This window comes from Blautia sp. MSK.18.38, assembly GCF_024460535.1.
Lineage (GTDB): Bacteria > Bacillota > Clostridia > Lachnospirales > Lachnospiraceae > Blautia_A > Blautia_A fusiformis.
The window spans coordinates 51,063-68,381 of sequence record NZ_JANFYP010000006.1 but is presented as its reverse complement, the minus strand read 5'-3'; the positions used below and the strand labels follow the sequence as shown (position 1 = coordinate 68,381).

14 protein-coding genes are annotated in these 17,319 nt (G+C 39.5%); 2 read left to right on the top strand and 12 right to left on the bottom strand.

The window, feature by feature from the left end:
• Positions 1–29 precede the first annotated feature (29 nt).
• Positions 30–881 (bottom strand): class II fructose-bisphosphate aldolase, encoded by an 852-nt coding sequence (locus tag NE638_RS05545; protein ID WP_015527310.1) that lies wholly within the window; start codon positions 879–881, stop codon positions 30–32.
• Positions 882–1,229: 348 nt separating this feature from the next.
• Between NE638_RS05545 and NE638_RS05540 the strand changes: the two genes are divergently transcribed.
• Positions 1,230–1,676, top strand: a complete 447-nt coding sequence (locus NE638_RS05540) for an RbsD/FucU family protein (protein WP_015527311.1) — start codon at positions 1,230–1,232, stop codon at positions 1,674–1,676.
• A 117-nt stretch (positions 1,677–1,793) separates the two neighbouring features.
• Here NE638_RS05540 and NE638_RS05535 read toward each other — a convergent pair whose 3' ends face one another.
• The 3 genes from NE638_RS05535 to glf (NE638_RS05525) all read right to left on the bottom strand — a co-directional run bounded on the left by NE638_RS05535 (position 1,794) and on the right by glf (NE638_RS05525) (position 6,871).
• Positions 1,794–4,721, bottom strand: a complete 2,928-nt coding sequence (locus tag NE638_RS05535; protein ID WP_173722429.1) for a C1 family peptidase — start codon at positions 4,719–4,721, stop codon at positions 1,794–1,796.
• Positions 4,722–4,760: 39 nt separating this feature from the next.
• Positions 4,761–5,633: a hypothetical protein gene (locus tag NE638_RS05530; RefSeq protein ID WP_173745891.1), complete on the bottom strand. Its 873-nt coding sequence runs from the start codon at positions 5,631–5,633 to the stop codon at positions 4,761–4,763.
• Between the two features lie 122 nt (positions 5,634–5,755).
• Positions 5,756–6,871, bottom strand: coding sequence for a UDP-galactopyranose mutase (gene glf, locus NE638_RS05525; RefSeq protein ID WP_173745890.1), 1,116 nt, complete (start codon positions 6,869–6,871; stop codon positions 5,756–5,758).
• A 236-nt stretch (positions 6,872–7,107) separates the two neighbouring features.
• Here glf (NE638_RS05525) and NE638_RS05520 point away from each other — a divergent pair, with 236 nt between their 5' ends.
• Positions 7,108–8,058: an Rpn family recombination-promoting nuclease/putative transposase gene (locus NE638_RS05520; protein WP_202031289.1), complete on the top strand. Its 951-nt coding sequence runs from the start codon at positions 7,108–7,110 to the stop codon at positions 8,056–8,058.
• Between the two features lie 91 nt (positions 8,059–8,149).
• On the opposite strand, the gene NE638_RS05515 is transcribed toward NE638_RS05520, so the two are convergent.
• The 8 genes from NE638_RS05515 to NE638_RS05480 form a co-directional block, all read right to left on the bottom strand.
• Entirely contained in the window at positions 8,150–9,172 is a 1,023-nt protein-coding gene (locus tag NE638_RS05515) for an acyltransferase family protein (protein WP_092068612.1), read from the bottom strand.
• 133 nt (positions 9,173–9,305) lie between these two features.
• Positions 9,306–10,208, bottom strand: a complete 903-nt coding sequence (locus NE638_RS05510; protein ID WP_173745889.1) for a sugar phosphate nucleotidyltransferase — start codon at positions 10,206–10,208, stop codon at positions 9,306–9,308.
• 24 nt (positions 10,209–10,232) lie between these two features.
• Positions 10,233–11,348, bottom strand: a complete 1,116-nt coding sequence (glf, locus tag NE638_RS05505) for a UDP-galactopyranose mutase (protein WP_334296280.1) — start codon at positions 11,346–11,348, stop codon at positions 10,233–10,235.
• Between the two features lie 62 nt (positions 11,349–11,410).
• Positions 11,411–12,472 (bottom strand): acyltransferase family protein, encoded by a 1,062-nt coding sequence (locus NE638_RS05500; RefSeq protein ID WP_092068621.1) that lies wholly within the window; start codon positions 12,470–12,472, stop codon positions 11,411–11,413.
• 45 nt (positions 12,473–12,517) lie between these two features.
• Positions 12,518–13,960 carry a flippase gene (locus tag NE638_RS05495; RefSeq protein ID WP_173745888.1) on the bottom strand — a complete coding sequence of 481 codons (1,443 nt, stop codon included), beginning with the start codon at positions 13,958–13,960 and terminating at the stop codon, positions 12,518–12,520.
• A 43-nt stretch (positions 13,961–14,003) separates the two neighbouring features.
• Complete coding sequence (locus NE638_RS05490; RefSeq protein ID WP_092068627.1) at positions 14,004–15,041, bottom strand: NAD-dependent epimerase/dehydratase family protein; 1,038 nt, start codon at positions 15,039–15,041, stop codon at positions 14,004–14,006.
• A gap of 50 nt (positions 15,042–15,091) precedes the next feature.
• Positions 15,092–15,820: an IspD/TarI family cytidylyltransferase gene (locus NE638_RS05485; RefSeq protein WP_092068630.1), complete on the bottom strand. Its 729-nt coding sequence runs from the start codon at positions 15,818–15,820 to the stop codon at positions 15,092–15,094.
• Positions 15,821–15,896: 76 nt separating this feature from the next.
• Positions 15,897–17,276, bottom strand: a complete 1,380-nt coding sequence (locus NE638_RS05480) for an O-antigen polymerase (protein ID WP_092068633.1) — start codon at positions 17,274–17,276, stop codon at positions 15,897–15,899.
• Positions 17,277–17,319 lie beyond the last annotated feature (43 nt).

Genomic DNA, 17,319 nt, shown 5'->3' with positions numbered 1-17,319 from the left:
TTACTCCGTTTCTGTTTTTTTACAGAAGATCATTCTGCCTTTCCATCACAGCCGCAAACCTTCATACGCGCCTCAACCAGCTCCTTCACTGCCTGGATCGCTTTCTTTCCGTAGGCCTTCGGGTCGATGGTGTTCTCATTCTCTGCAAAGGTCTCCTTCACTGCCCTGGAATATGCAGCACGAAGCTCTGTTGCAAAGTTAACCTTGCAGATACCACGTTTTACACAGTCGCTGACATCCTCATCACTGAGTCCGGATGCCCCGTGAAGAACAAGGGGGATATCTACGACTTCGCGGATCTCGCTTAAGCGTTCCTTGTCAAGAACCGGTGTTCCCACATAGAAACCATGTGCGGTTCCGATGGCAACTGCCAGGGAAGTAACACCTGTACGCTCCACGAATTCCTTCGCCTCCTGCGGGTCGGTATTAGTGTCTGCCTCAGCCTCAAGATCATCCTCTTTACCACCGACCTTACCGAGCTCAGCCTCACATGGGATATCCAGGGCTGCTGCCACATCCGCAACTCTCCTGGTCTCTCTGATATTATCCTCAAAATCCAGCTTGGAACCATCGATCATCACAGAAGTATAGCCTGCATGCATTGCCTGCATCGCAAGCTCAAAGCTGCTGCCGTGGTCAAGATGAAGGCATACCGGAACGGAAGCCTTGGCTGCCTCTGCTGCTACGATCGCAGCGTAAGTCTCAACCGTACCATATTTAACAGTAGAAGGTGTTGTCTGGATCATAACCGGTGCTTTCAGCTCCTCAGCTGCCTGGATGATCGCCTTCACCATCTCCATATTCTCTGCGTTGAATGCTCCTACTGCATATCCGCCCTTCTGTGCCTTTAACAGCATTTCCTTCGATGTAACCAGTGGCATAATCTTCTCCTCCTTGGAATCATAATCATTGTGTTTGTTTTGTATTATTTTCTCATTTGGTTCAGAAACCGAAACGTTTCCGTTTGAGTTCATCATAGCGCTCCATACGTTTTCTGTCAACCATAAAATTTTCATCATTTACAGGAAAATATTCCCTTGAAAAGAAGACCAAATACCGTTAGATTAATTAATAAGAGTTCTAAAGCCTGTGGCCGGGCAGGTCTGTCTGATACTACCGGCGTCATAACAGTTTCGGAAATCCATGTATCCTGTTCTGATCACCTGAGCCTGATGCCATAATTTCCGAAAATACTGTAAGTACACAATGATTTTAGGAGGATATGAACTATGTTAAAAGGAATTCCAGAAATCTTATCACCAGAATTACTGAAGGTTTTATGTGAGATGGGACACAGTGACCGTCTTGTTATCGCTGACGGAAACTTCCCTGTAGAATCCATGGGAAAAAATGCCATCACCATCCGTTGTGACGGACATGGCGTTCCGGAGATCCTGGATGCCATCCTGAAGCTCTTCCCGCTGGATACTTATGTAGAACATCCTGTAAACCTGATGGAAGTAATGCCTGGCGATAATGTGGAGACACCGATCTGGGATACATATAAAGAAATCGTTTCCAAGCATGACGAGCGTGGCGAAAAAGCCGTCGGAAACATCGAGCGTTTCGCATTCTATGACGAAGCAAAAACTGCATACTGCATCATCTCCACAAGTGAGAAAGCACTTTATGCCAACATCATGCTTCAGAAAGGCGTTGTGATCAACAACGACTGATCTTTCTTTTGAACTGCCTGATATAATCATATATAATACACATATTCAACCAAAACATAAAACGCCCGGATCTGGAATGTTTCAAGCCAGATCCGGGCGTTTTATATTTTAACACTTTTATCTCTTTGCTGCTTTTGCGGCGTATCCTCCGCAGAGTACTTTTCCACCGGAGGTTTTTATCCCTGCACGCACCGCATAGTAATACGTTGTTCCCTTTTTTGCGGTCTTATCCTCAAAGGAGGAGCTGCTGCCTCCGGAAACTGTACTGATCTTTTTCCATGAACCCTTTCCGGTCTTACGGTAGATCTGATAGCAATCTGCTTTCTTCTGCGCTTTCCAGCAGATCTTCAGCCCCCTGGAGGTCTTCCTGACACTGGATATCTTCTGAAGTTCCGGATAGGACAGGATATAGCTGCTTGCCTGATATCCTCCGAAAACTTTTTTCCCGTCTACATTCTTATATGGCCTCACAGCATAAGCGTAGGAGGTGATTCCCTCAATCTTCGTGTCCTGCCAGGACAATACTTTGTTGTTCACGGTTCCGATCCGAACCCAGCTTTTCCCCTGGAGCTTCCGGTAGATATGATAGCCACTGGCTCCGGAAACCTTCTTCCAGGATACCCTGTTACATGGTCCGCTGACAGCTTCAGCCACTGCACGGGCCTTCCCCAGCTCCGCTTTTGCTGAGAACGGCGAAGATACGGCTCCATAAACAGTCTTCTTTCCGGAACGTACATAAGAAGCCCGGATCCGATACGTATAAGTGCTTCCTGTTTTCACTGCAGTATCCTGCCAGGTCACTACATCTGCTGTCACGGTTGCCATTTTTTTTGAATTTCCGCTTTCATCCCAGCGATAGATAGCATAACGATTGCAGCCGGGAACTGCTTTCCAGGAGATCCGTATCCTGTTAAATGCCTTGGAAACCAGTTTTACACCTGTGGTCTGACGAAGCTTCACCGTAACCTTACAGGTAGCTCGGATTCCCCTGGCATTTTTTCCGTAGCAGGTTATGGTTGCTGTTCCCGGATTTTTTGCAGTAACAACGCCGCTGCCATTTACAGCAGCCACACTGGTATCTGAGCTTTCCCAGACAATGCCGGAAGCATCCATCTCGGATCTGGTAGCTGAAGCATTCAGTGTTTTCTGATCTTTGGAATACAGACTTATCTCAGAGGAAGAAAGCTGCATCCTGGCCGCACTGCTCAGAGTCCTGGTATGCGCCTTGATCCTCGGCGTTACCGATGGATTAAATTCAACCGCATCCATCCAGGTATCCTCCGCGTTATATCGCAGAAAGCTCTGACCGGATACGATAGACGGAGAAAAGCTGCACCAGCCATAACTGACCTCTGCCTCCACACAGTATTTTATATATGTGCTTCCTGCATTTGTCACCACAATAGAATACAGACTGTTCTGGCTGAGCAGAACCTCTGGGATCTGAAAGGTCATAACCCCAGCCATCGGCTGACTGCAGGAAACCGGTGTGGAATATGCCGGTGTTCCACTGGTAGGATCACTGGCATCCTTCAGATTTGTGTATACCTGCACAGTATAGGAATTATTGGCAGACATGGAGCTAAGAGTCACCTCGCCAAGCGATTCCGCTTTTCCGTTTCCTGCACTGGCACGAAAAACCGTGGACAGCTGTTCTCCCGCATACATGCGGATGGAGCCAAGCCCTGACGTTCCGTCATAAAAATAATTGTTGCTATATTTCGGTGTATTGACAGCCGTAGCCGCAACCAGCTCACTGACAGACTTATCCTCATAAGACATATAAAAATATCCGGATTTTCCCCAGCCTGTACCCCAGCTGTTCTTAACGATCCAGGCTCCGTCTCCCTTTACCTTGGAAGATGCCCGGAAATTCTTCGCAGAATAATTGTCATCCCAACCCACCACTGTAACTACATGATTCACGTTCTTGGTGCTGGTAGGATAGGAATAGGCCGCTGTACTTGCATTGTAATAGGCATTCTGTGCATTATACATCACAGTAACTGAATTATTTGCAACCAGAAGCTTCTTCATGGCATTTACGGAATAATCGGAAAAATAGGTATTTTTCAGATAAGCAGCTGCATTGTACGCCTTGGATGCCGCCGGAGTCACACCGGTTTTCTGTGTATGCGTGGAATCTGTTGCCAGAGGCACATCCCCTTCTGTTGTCATTCCGGACCAGGTGCTCAGAAACATGGAAGCCAGAAGATCATTTCCGCCCTCATGATAATCTGCGTTTCCTTTATCATCTGTCCCCATATGCTTATTGACATCCCCGTAGGTATTTCCAAGCGGGTCATTCTTTCTGTTTGCAAAAAAATACGCCAGATGCTCTTCCGACAGATCATAAGCCCCAAGGCCCTGGGTCAGAAACGAGGTTTCCAGAAGAGAGGCCATTCCAAATGCCCAGCACATACCGTAGGGCTCCTGATTCTTTACGGAAGTGACATATCCCTGATCCGCTGCATTATAATAGGACGGATAGGCCGCAGCTCTTCCCATCGGTACCTCATCCACATCATTTCCGATCTCCACGGCGGTGGAATAAGAGGTCAGATTATCAAAGGGTGCCAGCTGTTCCTGCTCCTCTTCCTCCGTAAGCGGACGGCCCTTGATATATTCGATGCCGGACTCACCACTGTCTGAGGCATCCCCGAAGCTCTCCTCACCGTCGCCAAAGGTAGCCTCCTCCTGGGAATCTGAAGACGATCCTTCTGATATTTCGGGAGTTTCTGTATCCTCCTCGGAGCTCTGCAAGGCTATATCCTCGGTATCCCCGTCGGCTGCCTCTGCAATATCCTCGGTCTGTTCATCAGGGATACCGGTGTTCTCTGTGGTATTCCCTTCTACGGTCTCCGTCGTATCCTCTGCTTCCGCCGACTGCGTCTGTGTATCTTCAGACCATTCTTCATTGAAGCCTTCCGCAGAATCACTGAAGCCTTCCACATCGGCTGCCATGACCGGAACCTGGTTGCCCGCAACTGCCACACACAGAAGAAGCGGCAGTAATTTCTTCCTGACAAGCTGTAGTCTCTTCACAAAATTCTCCACTTTTCTTATATTGATCTGGTTTATCTGTTAACGTTTCTTCAAATGATAACCCAGAATTCCGATTACTGCAAGTACTGTTGCGATCCCGATCCAGATAAACGGACTTTTATACCAGGAATTTTCTTCTTTAAAGGATGTCGCAGCTGTGCCATTGACCGGCTTAGTGACAGCTTCATCCGCAGATTTCCCACCTTCTGTTGTTCCATCCGCTGCAGGCGGTCCCTGGACCTCGCCGCTCTGAGCCTGAGAACTACCTGTGCTGGCCGTCCCTGTAGGTGGCCCCTGAACCTCACCTCTCTGAGCCTGAGATTCATCTGTGCTGGCCGTCCCTGCAGACGCTCCCTGTCCTTCGCCATTCTGAGCCTGAGAGTTGCCTGTATTGTCCGTCCCTGCAGACGTTCCCTGTCCTTCGCCATTCTGAGCCTGAGAGCTGCCTGTATTGTCCGTTCCTGCTGCTTTCCCCTGAGTCTCGCCGGCTGCGGAATTCTGCGTATCGGATGCGTCTCCCTGATTCACTGCAGAAGTCTCTTTCTCCGTGCTCCCTGCGATTCCGGCCTTCGCCAGCTCCGCATCCTTTGAGGGCCGCAGCTCCTCCAGCGGCACATAACCGTATCTGCCATTATACTCTGTATATCCCCAGGTCTCACCATTCTTCTCTGTCTCCCCTTCGATATGCAGGACAGTACCATCCCTTACCGTCTTATCATTGAGCTTTTCACCTTTTCCGTCGGTGGACGGATAGATATCCACACCAACTCCACCGGAATCCACAGTCATATAATAATCTGTGGTATCCGCCGGAGCCTCCACCTTCACCACAACCGACTTGTCCGCATACACCGGAACACTCATACTCAGCACCAGCATTCCTGCCAGAAGCACACCTTTGCACCTTTTCATTGCTCTTTCCTCCCTCAAAAAATCTCACTGCCATTCTATGCATAAAATCCCCTTATATTTCTCTTTTGCCTTGGCTCCGAAATATAAGAGGATCTTATCATTAGTTATATCCAGTATCTTTTTTATGCAAGCTCCCGCTCACACATATCCAGCGCAGAAGCGATCACCGCATCCATGTCATAATATTTATATTCGCCAAGACGGCCGCCGAAGATCACCTTCGGTTCCTTCTCTGCAAGCTCCTTATACTGTCCGTAAAGCGCTCCGTTCTTCTCATCATTGACCGGATAATACGGCTCATCTCCAGGCTTCCACTCGGAACTGTATTCCCGGCTGATCACCGTTTTCGGAAGATCATTACCCTCCTCATCCTTTCCGAACTCAAACCATTTATGCTCGATGATACGGGTCCACGGAGTCTCCACATCCGTATAATTCACTGCTGCATTTCCCTGGAAATTAGGTTTATCCAGTGTTTCATTCTCAAAACGCACAGAACGATACTCCAGAGTTCCCAGCTTATAGTCAAAATACGCGTCGATGGCACCTGTGTAGATCACCTTCTCCGCCATTGCATCGTACTGCTCTTTTTTCTCCAGATAATCCTCATTCAGCCGTACCTCGATACCGTCCAGCAGATTGGCAACCATCTTCGTATAACCACCCACCGGGATTCCCTGGTACAGCGCATTGAAATAGTTATTGTCAAAAGTCAGACGCACCGGAAGCCTCTTGATGATAAAAGCAGGAAGCTCCGTACATGGACGTCCCCACTGCTTCTCTGTATAGCCCTTGATCAGCTTCTCATAAATATCCGTACCTACAAGACTGATAGCCTGTTCCTCCAGATTTGAAGGTTCCGTGATCCCTGCAGCCTGCCGCTGCTCCTCGATCTTTGCCGCAGCCTCTTCCGGAGTCACCACGCCCCACATCCTGTTAAAGGTATACATATTAAACGGAAGACTGTACAGCTCCCCGTGATAATTGGCAACCGGACTGTTGGTAAAACGATTGAAGATGGCAAACCGGGTGATATAATCCCAGACTTTCTTATTATTGGTATGGAAAATATGTGCACCGTATTTATGCACGTTGATTCCTTCCACCTTCTCTGTATATACATTTCCCGCAATATGCGGACGCTTGTCGATCACAAGCACTGACTTCCCGGCACGCTTCGCCTCCTGTGCAAAAACCGCACCGTAAAGACCGGCACCTACGATAAGATAATCGTACATTGATTTCATTCTCCCTGTTCTTTCATTGATGCTGTTATTTTAACACCGAAAAAGGGCAGCTGGCAAGAAGCACTGTAAAATCCCGGTAAATCTTATATAAGAATGTTGTCAAACAGATCTCCGCAAGCTGCAAAAATGATAAAATATCAGATATCCGCTTCTCAAACACCAAAATGTATGATACCCTGTAACTGGATCAGATAATAAACTACTCTGATCACATAAACAGATCGAAGATGGTGAAACCTATAGGTACAAAGGATACCATCACCAAAGATTACATGGCTGACAACCGCGTTTTTGCGGATGTGTTCAACCATATGCTGTACAAAGGAAAAAACGTCATAGACCCTGACACGCTTCATCCACTGGATACCACAGCTCTCGCTGTCCCCTACGGATCCGGCATTTCAGAAGTTCCTGTCCAGAAATTCCGGGACGAATTCAAATCTCTTAATGTTATGCACGACGATTCAAGGATCTATCTTCTCCTGGGGATTGAGAACCAGTCGGAACCTCACTTCGCAATGCCGGTCAAGAACATGGTCTATGATGCATTAGAATACGCAGGGCAGGTAGAAAATTCCGCCAGATCCCACAGAGAAGCGAAACAATGGCCTTCCACATCCGGAGAATATCTCACCGGCTTCTACAAGGATGACCGGCTCATCCCAGTCATAACCACGGTCGTGTACTTCGGTTCCGACACCTGGAACGCTCCCAGGAGCCTCCACGAAATGCTCTCTGTCCAGGACCCCGAAATTCTTTCCATGGTCCCGGATTACCGGATCAATCTCTTCTCACCTGCCGAGATAAAGGATGAAGAACTTGACAAACTCCAGAGCAATCTCAAAGAAGTCATGCTCTTCATCAAATATTCCAAAGATAAACGGAAGCTCCAGGAGCTTACCTCACAGACCCCCGGCTTCCGCTCACTCGAGCTCAAAGCAGCCCGGGTCATCGACTCCATAACCGGTATCAATTTACGTTTCACAGAAACAGAAGGGAGGGTTAATATGTGTCAGGCTGTTCAGGAAATGTGCGATGATGCGCGTGCCGAAGGCCATCAGGAACAAGCTATGCTGACAGCACAGCGTATGCTTCAGGATCCAAGATTCTCTCCTGAAGACATCTCCAGATTTTCAGGCCTTTCTCTTGAGGACGTGCTGAAATTACAGAAGAAATAGTTCGTATTGAAAATGCTCAGATCCTTTACAGAGGATCTGAGCATTTTGCTATTCTTCTGACCAAGGCAGAAGCCGATTATTATCTATTACCCTAAATCAGCTTTTTTTGTAATTTTACAATTGTGTATGTCAAAAACAAACTTATCAAAATACAAAAAACATAATTTTGAAAATAAAATGTCTTTATCCCTATAACATTCATAAGTGCTCTAATTGCAACATGAGTCAAATATAATTCATAAGACATTTTTCCAAACTGCTCCAATATCTTTACAATTCTTTTAGGCATCTTTCGCATACTTACAGCAATACAATACAGCAAAAAAATCCCCCAAAAACACATCAAAATCCTAAATCCTAGTTTTGACACAACTATTTTGGTTACCGGTAAAAAGCCGCACAGCATTATCATTACTCCAAATAAAATTCCCATTTTATCTATATTATTAATACAAGCATTCTGGTAAACTTTTTTTCCACACCAACACCCTATGAAAAAAACAAGAAATCTTCCCAATAGAATTTCTATATTTAAATTCAATACAGGAGCTACAATTCTCGGTAAAAATTGAATAACTAAAGCTATAATAAGAAGAATTAACAGTTGCCCCCAATCTGACCACTTTACATGCAATATCTTATAAACAAATGGATAAATTAAATATGCAAAAACAATAAATAACACATACCAAAAGGTTCTTGTCCCTTGTGTAAAAAATGTAACAAAGCCAAAATCAAATGCAAACATCTTGACACCTTTTTGCATGATAATAAGATCAATCACAATCCAATATGGAATAGCAACCATAAGATAAGCTGGCAAAATTCTCTTTATTCTCTTCTGAAAAAAATGCAAAATATTGGAATCTTTTGACATCGAAAAATATAATCCAACGCCGGACAGAAAAACAAAGAACTCAACTCCAACACTACCAATGAATGTGTTATACAACTTGCCTAAAAATCCCAATCCCCCTCCGGATAAATTTGAATTTGCTATATCTTCAAAAAAATGAAATATCATAATTGAAATTATCGCCACACCATAAATTGCATTACGATTTTTGCTAAATATATTCCAATTATCCTTCGAATTCATCACCGATATATTCATCACAATGTTCCTTTATTTCTTTATATATTGGGGCCATTTGCAAATGATTCTATATTCTTATATGCCTTCTATATAAAATAATAGTAACATTATCCCCATTTACTGACGGTCTCGCTTTTATACAAAAAAACTCTTATAAATCAGCAAAAAGCTCTTCTCTGTAAATTCCTTTTTCCAACATCTCTCTGAAACTATCCTTCACTGCAACAACATCCTCTTTATAAGTCATACCATACCAAGTATCATTGGTACGAAGAACCTTTACGGATATCCTTCCTTCTGCCAGAAGTTCTCCAATAAATGTTGGAATCAAAAATTCCGCCTTTATAAGATTCTCCGGGACCACTTTTTCAAAAAAATATTGAAAACCACTTTCCAGCGTTTTCAGGAACTCCGGTGCCAATCCCCACATATTCATAGAAACAAGTGATTCTGTATCCAGCTTTACGCCGTCCGCCTCGGCACCTTCTGCATTCTTTACAATATTGGAAGTCTCCACAATCTCCGTCAGATTATTATACTCATCCATTTTGCAGATGCCACGTGTCACACCACCATTATCAGACAACGTATTCTTCAACACAAAACCAGCCATGCAGGACTGGCCTCCTTTTACAAGATAATCATGAATCTCACGGAATCCTTCTTTTCCATAATAATCATCTGCATTGATCACAACAAAAGGCGTTGTCAAAACATCCTTTGCAGCCAGAACCGCCTGTCCGGTACCCCAAGGCTTCGTACGGCCTTCCGGAAGTTCTCCCGGAATATCGTTGATATCCTGGAAAACATACTCCACAGTAACAGAATGCGCCTTGCAGACCGCCTCGATCCGATTCCCGATCACATCCTTAAATTCATTTTCAATATCCTTTCGGATAATAAAAACCACCTTGTTAAAACCTGCTTCGATTGCGTCATGAATCGAATAATCCATGATGATATGGCCCTGTTCATCAACCGGCTCCAGCTGTTTGATACCACCGCCAAAACGGGAACCGATACCAGCAGCCATGATAAGTAATGTTGTTTGCATTTAATTTCCCCTCATTTCCTGATCTTAATGCAATTCTTTTTCACAGCGGTCTAATACAGCCGCAATAACCTGATCCATGTCATAATATTTATATTCACCAAGACGTCCGCCAAAAATCACATTTGTCTCAGCTTCTGCCAGCTTTTTATACTCTGCGTAAAGAGCTCCATTCTTTTCATCGTTAACAGGATAATACGGCTCATCCCCCGGCTTCCACTCAGAACTGAATTCTCGGCTGATCACTGTCTTAGGAAGATCGTTACCTTCCTCATCCTTACCAAATTCAAACCATTTATGCTCAATGATACGCGTCCATGGAGTTTCCCGATCCGTATAATTCACAGCTGCATTTCCCTGGAAATTCGGTTTATCCAGAGTTTCTGTTTCAAAACGCACGGAACGATATTCCAGTGTACCAAGCTTATAATCAAAATATGCATCGATCGGACCTGTGTAAACTACTTTTTCAGCCATCGCATCTAATTCATCTTTGTTTTCCAGATAATCTGTACTCAAACGAACCTCAATACCTTCCAGAAGATTTGCTACCATCTTCGTGTAACCTCCAACTGGGATACCCTGATACAAAGCATTAAAATAGTTATTATCAAATGTCAGACGAACCGGCAGACGTTTAATAATAAACGAAGGAAGATCCTTACAGTCACGTCCCCACTGTTTCTCGGTATAACCCTTGATCAACTTTTCATAAATGTCACGTCCGACCAGTGAAATTGCCTGCTCTTCCAGATTCTTTGGTTCTGTAATTCCAGCTTCTTTTCTCTGCTCCTCAATCTTCGCTGCAGCTTCCTCCGGTGTTACCACACCCCACATTTTATTAAATGTATACATATTAAAAGGAAGACTGTAAAGTTCCCCTTTATAATTAGCGACCGGGCTGTTTGTAAACCTGTTGAACTCTGCAAACTGAGTGATATAATTCCATACTTTCTTGTTGTTAGTATGGAAAATATGTGCTCCATATTTATGTACGTTAATACCTTCTGTTTTCTCTGTGTAAACATTTCCAGCAATATTCGGTCGCTTGTCTACTACAAGAACTGTCTTTCCTGATTTTTTTGCTTCGTGCGCGAAGATTGCTCCGTATAAGCCGGAACCTACTACTAAATAATTGTACATCATTTTAATTTCTCCCTGTTATCAATTTCTTTAGTTACATCTTTAACTTTCTATCTGCCTTATTAATATAAATATTTCAAATTAAATTTTTTTAATATCCATGTAATACCTATTGCTATTATTGGTGTTATAACAATTCTTGAAAAATATATTATTGCTGCCCCGAACTCTGAACCAAAAAATTCAATTCCACAAAAACGATAAAACCAAAATAAAAATAAATAATTTAATGGTTCTGCATACAAATATATTCCCATTCCATAGTCACTCAATGACTTTATTGCTCTACCATTTATTTTTATATGCCTTACTATATAGTTTAAAACTATCAACATAAAAAATGGACATACAATATACGAACTCAAAAAATGGAAAAAATGAATCTTTACTATTTTATCGACAATAAAAGATAAACATACCAGCCCAAACAAACATAATATCGATGAATCTTTCCAAATATTATGTTTTTTCAACCACTCAATCATATTTTCCAATCTATATCCCAGATAAAACCATAAAAGATAATATAAAGGATCTCCCAAAACGTGATATTGATCCAATCCTTTATATAAGATTACTCCTATGCACCAACAAAAGCTAACTATAACTATTTGCTTTTTTGTTTCTAATTTACAAACAAAACTTGCAATGACAAACACCAAAAACAAACATTCTAAATACCATAAATATACACATGAAGGAAAAATCAACTGCAATAGCATTCCCTTTATACTAACACCATGGTAATAACCCGAAAAATATTTAACAGGTAAATTCCAGAAAATCCATACAGCAATAAATGGAACCAGTAACCTTTTTGTCTTTTTTATAATAGTTCCCCTGGTATTAATATTCTTTTTCAATGAAAAAAGACTTCCAGATAGCGCTATAAATGCTGGCATATGAAATGTATAAATAAAATTTGTTAAAATGCTTGTAATTTTATGAAACATTGTATCAGATATAGACGCATCTGACATCATAGTTCCGTAATTAATGCCTCCAAATTTTGTAGTTATATTATAATATGTCCCGTGACCTATAACTACCAAAGCTACCAATATAATTCTTAATATATCCTTATCTTCTTGCCGATATATGTTGTTTTTGTTTACATTTTCCATTCTTTTTATTTAATCTCTCCCTTTCATCATTTAATGCAACAGATATTATATTATTTTATTTTTTATTGTATTAAAAATTTCAAGAAACAGTTCTTCTTTCAAAATCAGTAATACAAATCCATATGCACCAAAAAAAAGAAGTGATGATATTACTAATGAAAAAAAACATTCTAAATTTAATATTTTCACCCACAAAGATACAATACTACCGACAGACAATGCAATTAATATTTTTATATAATGTATCTGTCGAAAAGTATTCAAAATTTCATCTTTTAACGCATAAAACTGGACAACAAAAACTGCAAACTCAGCAACCAATGTACCTATTGCAGCTCCCGTTGACGCATAAACCGGGATCAATAGTGCATTGATAATGACATCCACGACAGCACCAACAATCTCAGAATATAATACAATTTTCTCTCGTCCTGTTGGTACAAGTATCTGAATTCCAAGTATATTTGTAATACCAATTAATAAAAGAGTTGGCATAATCACCTGCATGGGTATAATAGAGCCAACATAATTATTACCTGACAAAAAGAAAATCCCTTCTTTTGCAAAATAAATAAAATATACAAACAAAGGTGTTGCCATTAAAAAGACAAAATTCAATGCCTTTCTTGTAATTCTATGAAACTCTTTCAATTCTCCTCTTTGTATATAATAAGATGCTCTAGGCAACAATACTGTCCCTAATGATGTTACAACACTCACAAGGATTACTTTAATTTTTACTGCTGCATTATAATATCCCACATCTGTATCTGTTGTCATAAATCCCAACATTACCGTATCAAGATTTGTATATATTGTTGTTGCACATGACATAGCAAAGAATATCAATACTGGTTTTAGGTGTCGTCTAAAATTGTAATTTCCAACAGGCTTCAGATTTATAAATTTATGTGCATTAATCAAATTTAAAATATTCGATGCAGAAGCTGCAAAAATTGTTATTCCACCATAAATAACATAATCCGTCTGTTTATGTACGAGAAAGAACATAAAAATCAGCGCGATAAATTTGAAAATAACTGATCGTACTGTGATATAAGTATACTGTTCCAAGGCTTTATATAACCATTCCATGCCGATAGATGTCAAAATAATGTTAAAACTCAATATTACATACAATTCTTTTTCACATCTAAATTTAGATACATAAAACAACAATATAATCAATACCATATAAGAAATCATACTCATGATTATATTAATGATCAAAAGTTCCTGTGCCACCTTGGAAAGTTTCTCACGATTATCCCTAACTTTTGCACACGCCCGAATTCCATATGTAGGAATACCTAATTGAGCAAACATAGAAAAATATGTAATAACAGATGTTGCCATCGACACTTTTCCTGTTCCAACTGGCAATAAAACTCTTGATACATACGGAAAAGTTATCAATGGAAAAATGAAAGAAGACATTGTCAGAATTATATTCATAACAAAATTTAGTTTTATTGATTTCTTTTTCATTTATTTTTTCTACTCTCTTACTTATAAGATTTTCGTACTTACTCTATATTTCCTCAATCTTCATCTGTTCAATCATTCTCTTATATGCATCCTCTAAGCCTATTTCTGGTGTCCACCCTAAAGCTTGTAATTTATCAGAATTTAACTTCATTTTCGTATCTTCTGCATAACCAAATACATTATCTTTAGGAATATCGTATATTACTTTAATTTTCCCATTTGAAATTTTATCCGCAACCATATGCGCCATTTCTGCAATTGTAGTATGTGATTTTGGATTTGCCACATTATATGCTTCACCATTTTCTCCGCAAAGTAAAATTATAAATAATCCTAAAACACAATCTCGAGTATAACAATAATTTCCTTCCGATAATCCTCTCGTATGCAATACTATATCTCTTCCTGAAATTACGCTTTTAGCAAATTGAGCAAATACACGATTCTCCCCTGGCAAAATTCCTGCGCCAAACGTTTGTGCTAACCTAGCAATCTTGACTTTAACTCCGTATTCTCTCATATATGCAACACACATATTTTCGCATAACCGCTTACTTTCAGGATAATTACTACGTACTTTCAATGGATTAATGTAACCAATCTTATCTTCTGTTATCTCTGTATCAGAATTATTAAATGTTCCATACATTTCCATTGATGAAATATATACCATTGATTTACATTTATTTTTACGAGCAAGTTCTAAAATATTTTTTGTACCCTCTATTGCTGTAGATAATGTCTCTACTGGTTTTTCAATCATTAATTTAGATGTTGTTACAGCAGCACAATGAAAGATCCAGTCAACTTTTTTATTAACATTAATAGGAAATGTGATATCACCAACAATAAGCTCAATATTGTCCAACTCATGTCTACTATATAATTTATTTGCTTTTTCAATATTTCTCACTAATGCAATAATATGAATACCTTCTACTGCTATAAGCGCTCTTACTATTGAAGCTCCGATAAGCCCAGTTGCCCCAGTTACCAGAACAGTGGTTTCCTTCAGCTGCTCATACTGTAACGGATATTTTGCGATATATTGCAAATCATCCTCTAGCGGTCCTTTTCTCATCCAGCATCTCCTCCTTTAATTTATTTTTCTTTATAAGCTTTTTATTATCCTTATTCAAGCCCATATATTTGCTCATTTTCTTTTGCTTCAAGAATAGCTCGCATAGTATAAAAATCTTCTGGTGTTGTAATTTTAATATTTTCTCCTGGTCCATCAATCAGATAAAGATCATATCCATATCTTTGCATCATTGTGCAAGAATCAATACAATTCTTTTCACCTTCTGAAAGTGCTTTTTCATGAGCTTTCAAAATATCATCTAGCCAAAAACTTTGTGGAGCTTTGGCAACTCTTGAATTGTTCCGACTTGGGACATAATCAATTGTTGCTGTTCCCTCATTAACAACAAGTATTGTCTCTTTTACTTTAGCTGTTGTGATTGCAGAACCATATTTAATCACCGATTGAATATTATCACTAATTACTTTCTCATTAATCAATGGTCTAACGCCATCATGAATTAAAACAATGCTTTTTTCATCTTTTGCAATCTGTTTTGCAGATTTAAGACCATTGTATATGGATAATTGACCTGTTTCCCCTCCAGGAACTACAGATTTTACTTTTTCAATACGAAATTTATAAAGAAGTTTATTTAAATATGGAATCCAATCTTTTATACACACAACCACAATCGCATCTATCATAGAATGGTTTTCAAAATATTCCAATGTATGTATTATTATTGGTTTATTATACATTTCAAGAAACTGTTTCGGTCGATCTTTACTATGCATACGGCTTCCAACACCTCCAGCAAAAATCACTGCAATATTCATCCCTTGAACCTCCTAGTCTCTAGCTCGTGTTAATCAAATTCAATTATCTCTTGATTATTTGTCCATTTTTTTTGTTCTAATTTGTTCCCATTGGTATTACTGTTTTCTTTTGCCTTTTGAATTTAAGTTTAATCCCATGTCTATACTCCAATGCAACTCCTTTATCAATCAACACCTTATATAATATAAATGTGACTAACAAGTGCTTCACAAAACCTATTGATGCTACCGTTTCGTAAAATCTGTCTGAAAAAATCAACATAATTAAATCATTAAATAAATATGCATATATTATTATTGTAAAAGGTTTATTGTTATATATTTTTCTATAAGCACAACTAAAATATAAAGCAATTATTGCCATAAGCGGTACAATACCATCATAACCAAAATCATAATAAAACTGATAAAAAGTTGTATATACATTACCAGTATTTAATCCATTATGTTTTAAAAATGGAAGATCTAATTGATATAAATATTGACTTATTCCATATTTTCCTCCCAAGTACGTATAGATATTACGAAACACTTGACTTCCCCACAATTCAGGTGTATGACGAGTTCCTTGTAAATACGTATCCAAATTTTGTATTGGAGCTCCAATATATACATAAATTGATTCCAGAATTAGATTTAAAGTGCTATTCTCACCCGTACGATTCAAAAGCATATTGATTCCGATAAGTAATAAAATTATTCCAAAAATAATACCTACAATTTTAAATAATAACTTTGTAAAATTTCGACGTTTATTAAGTCCAAAACATATTACCGTTATTATCAAAATTGCAGTTATCATCCTAAATAATGCAGTTCTACCACCTGATAACATCTGATCAAATGCATAAATTCCCAAATATATTATCTGTATAATTTCTATTTTTTTCTTTACGGCTAAATTATTAATTAAAATATAAAGCAATACATATGCATATGCAGTTATCCAAACAATACCATGTCTATATATAAAAGATGCAGAGACTGCCTTTTCAATAAAATTATTATAATTGAACAGTGCAATGACATGGTACTTGCCGGCTATATCAAAAATTGATGAAGTACTATACCCAAACGCAGCTACAACATCTTTTATATATTTAGCATGATAAAACACTACTAGAACTTCCAAAATAAGAAATACTAGTTGAATCAAATAATTTATAGAAATATAATTTCTAGAATGTTGTTCTCCATAATTTCGAACATCAACTCTTTTCATGTTAAAAAAAGCACTAACAATTCCAAATGAAATCGTTCCTAAAGCAATTACTAAAATAGTCTTCAAATGAATTTCTACCTTGTACATCCTTACAAAAAAAAGGCACAAAAATTCTGCAATTAAAAACATTTCACAAAAAACGCAAAATGGAGAAAAAATATCTGCATGAGTAATTAAATACCCAAACATTAAAAATACAATTGTTACTAAAATAAGTACTATAAGATTAAACATTTTCACCTGTTCCTCATATATTAGAAGTTCAATATAACTTCAC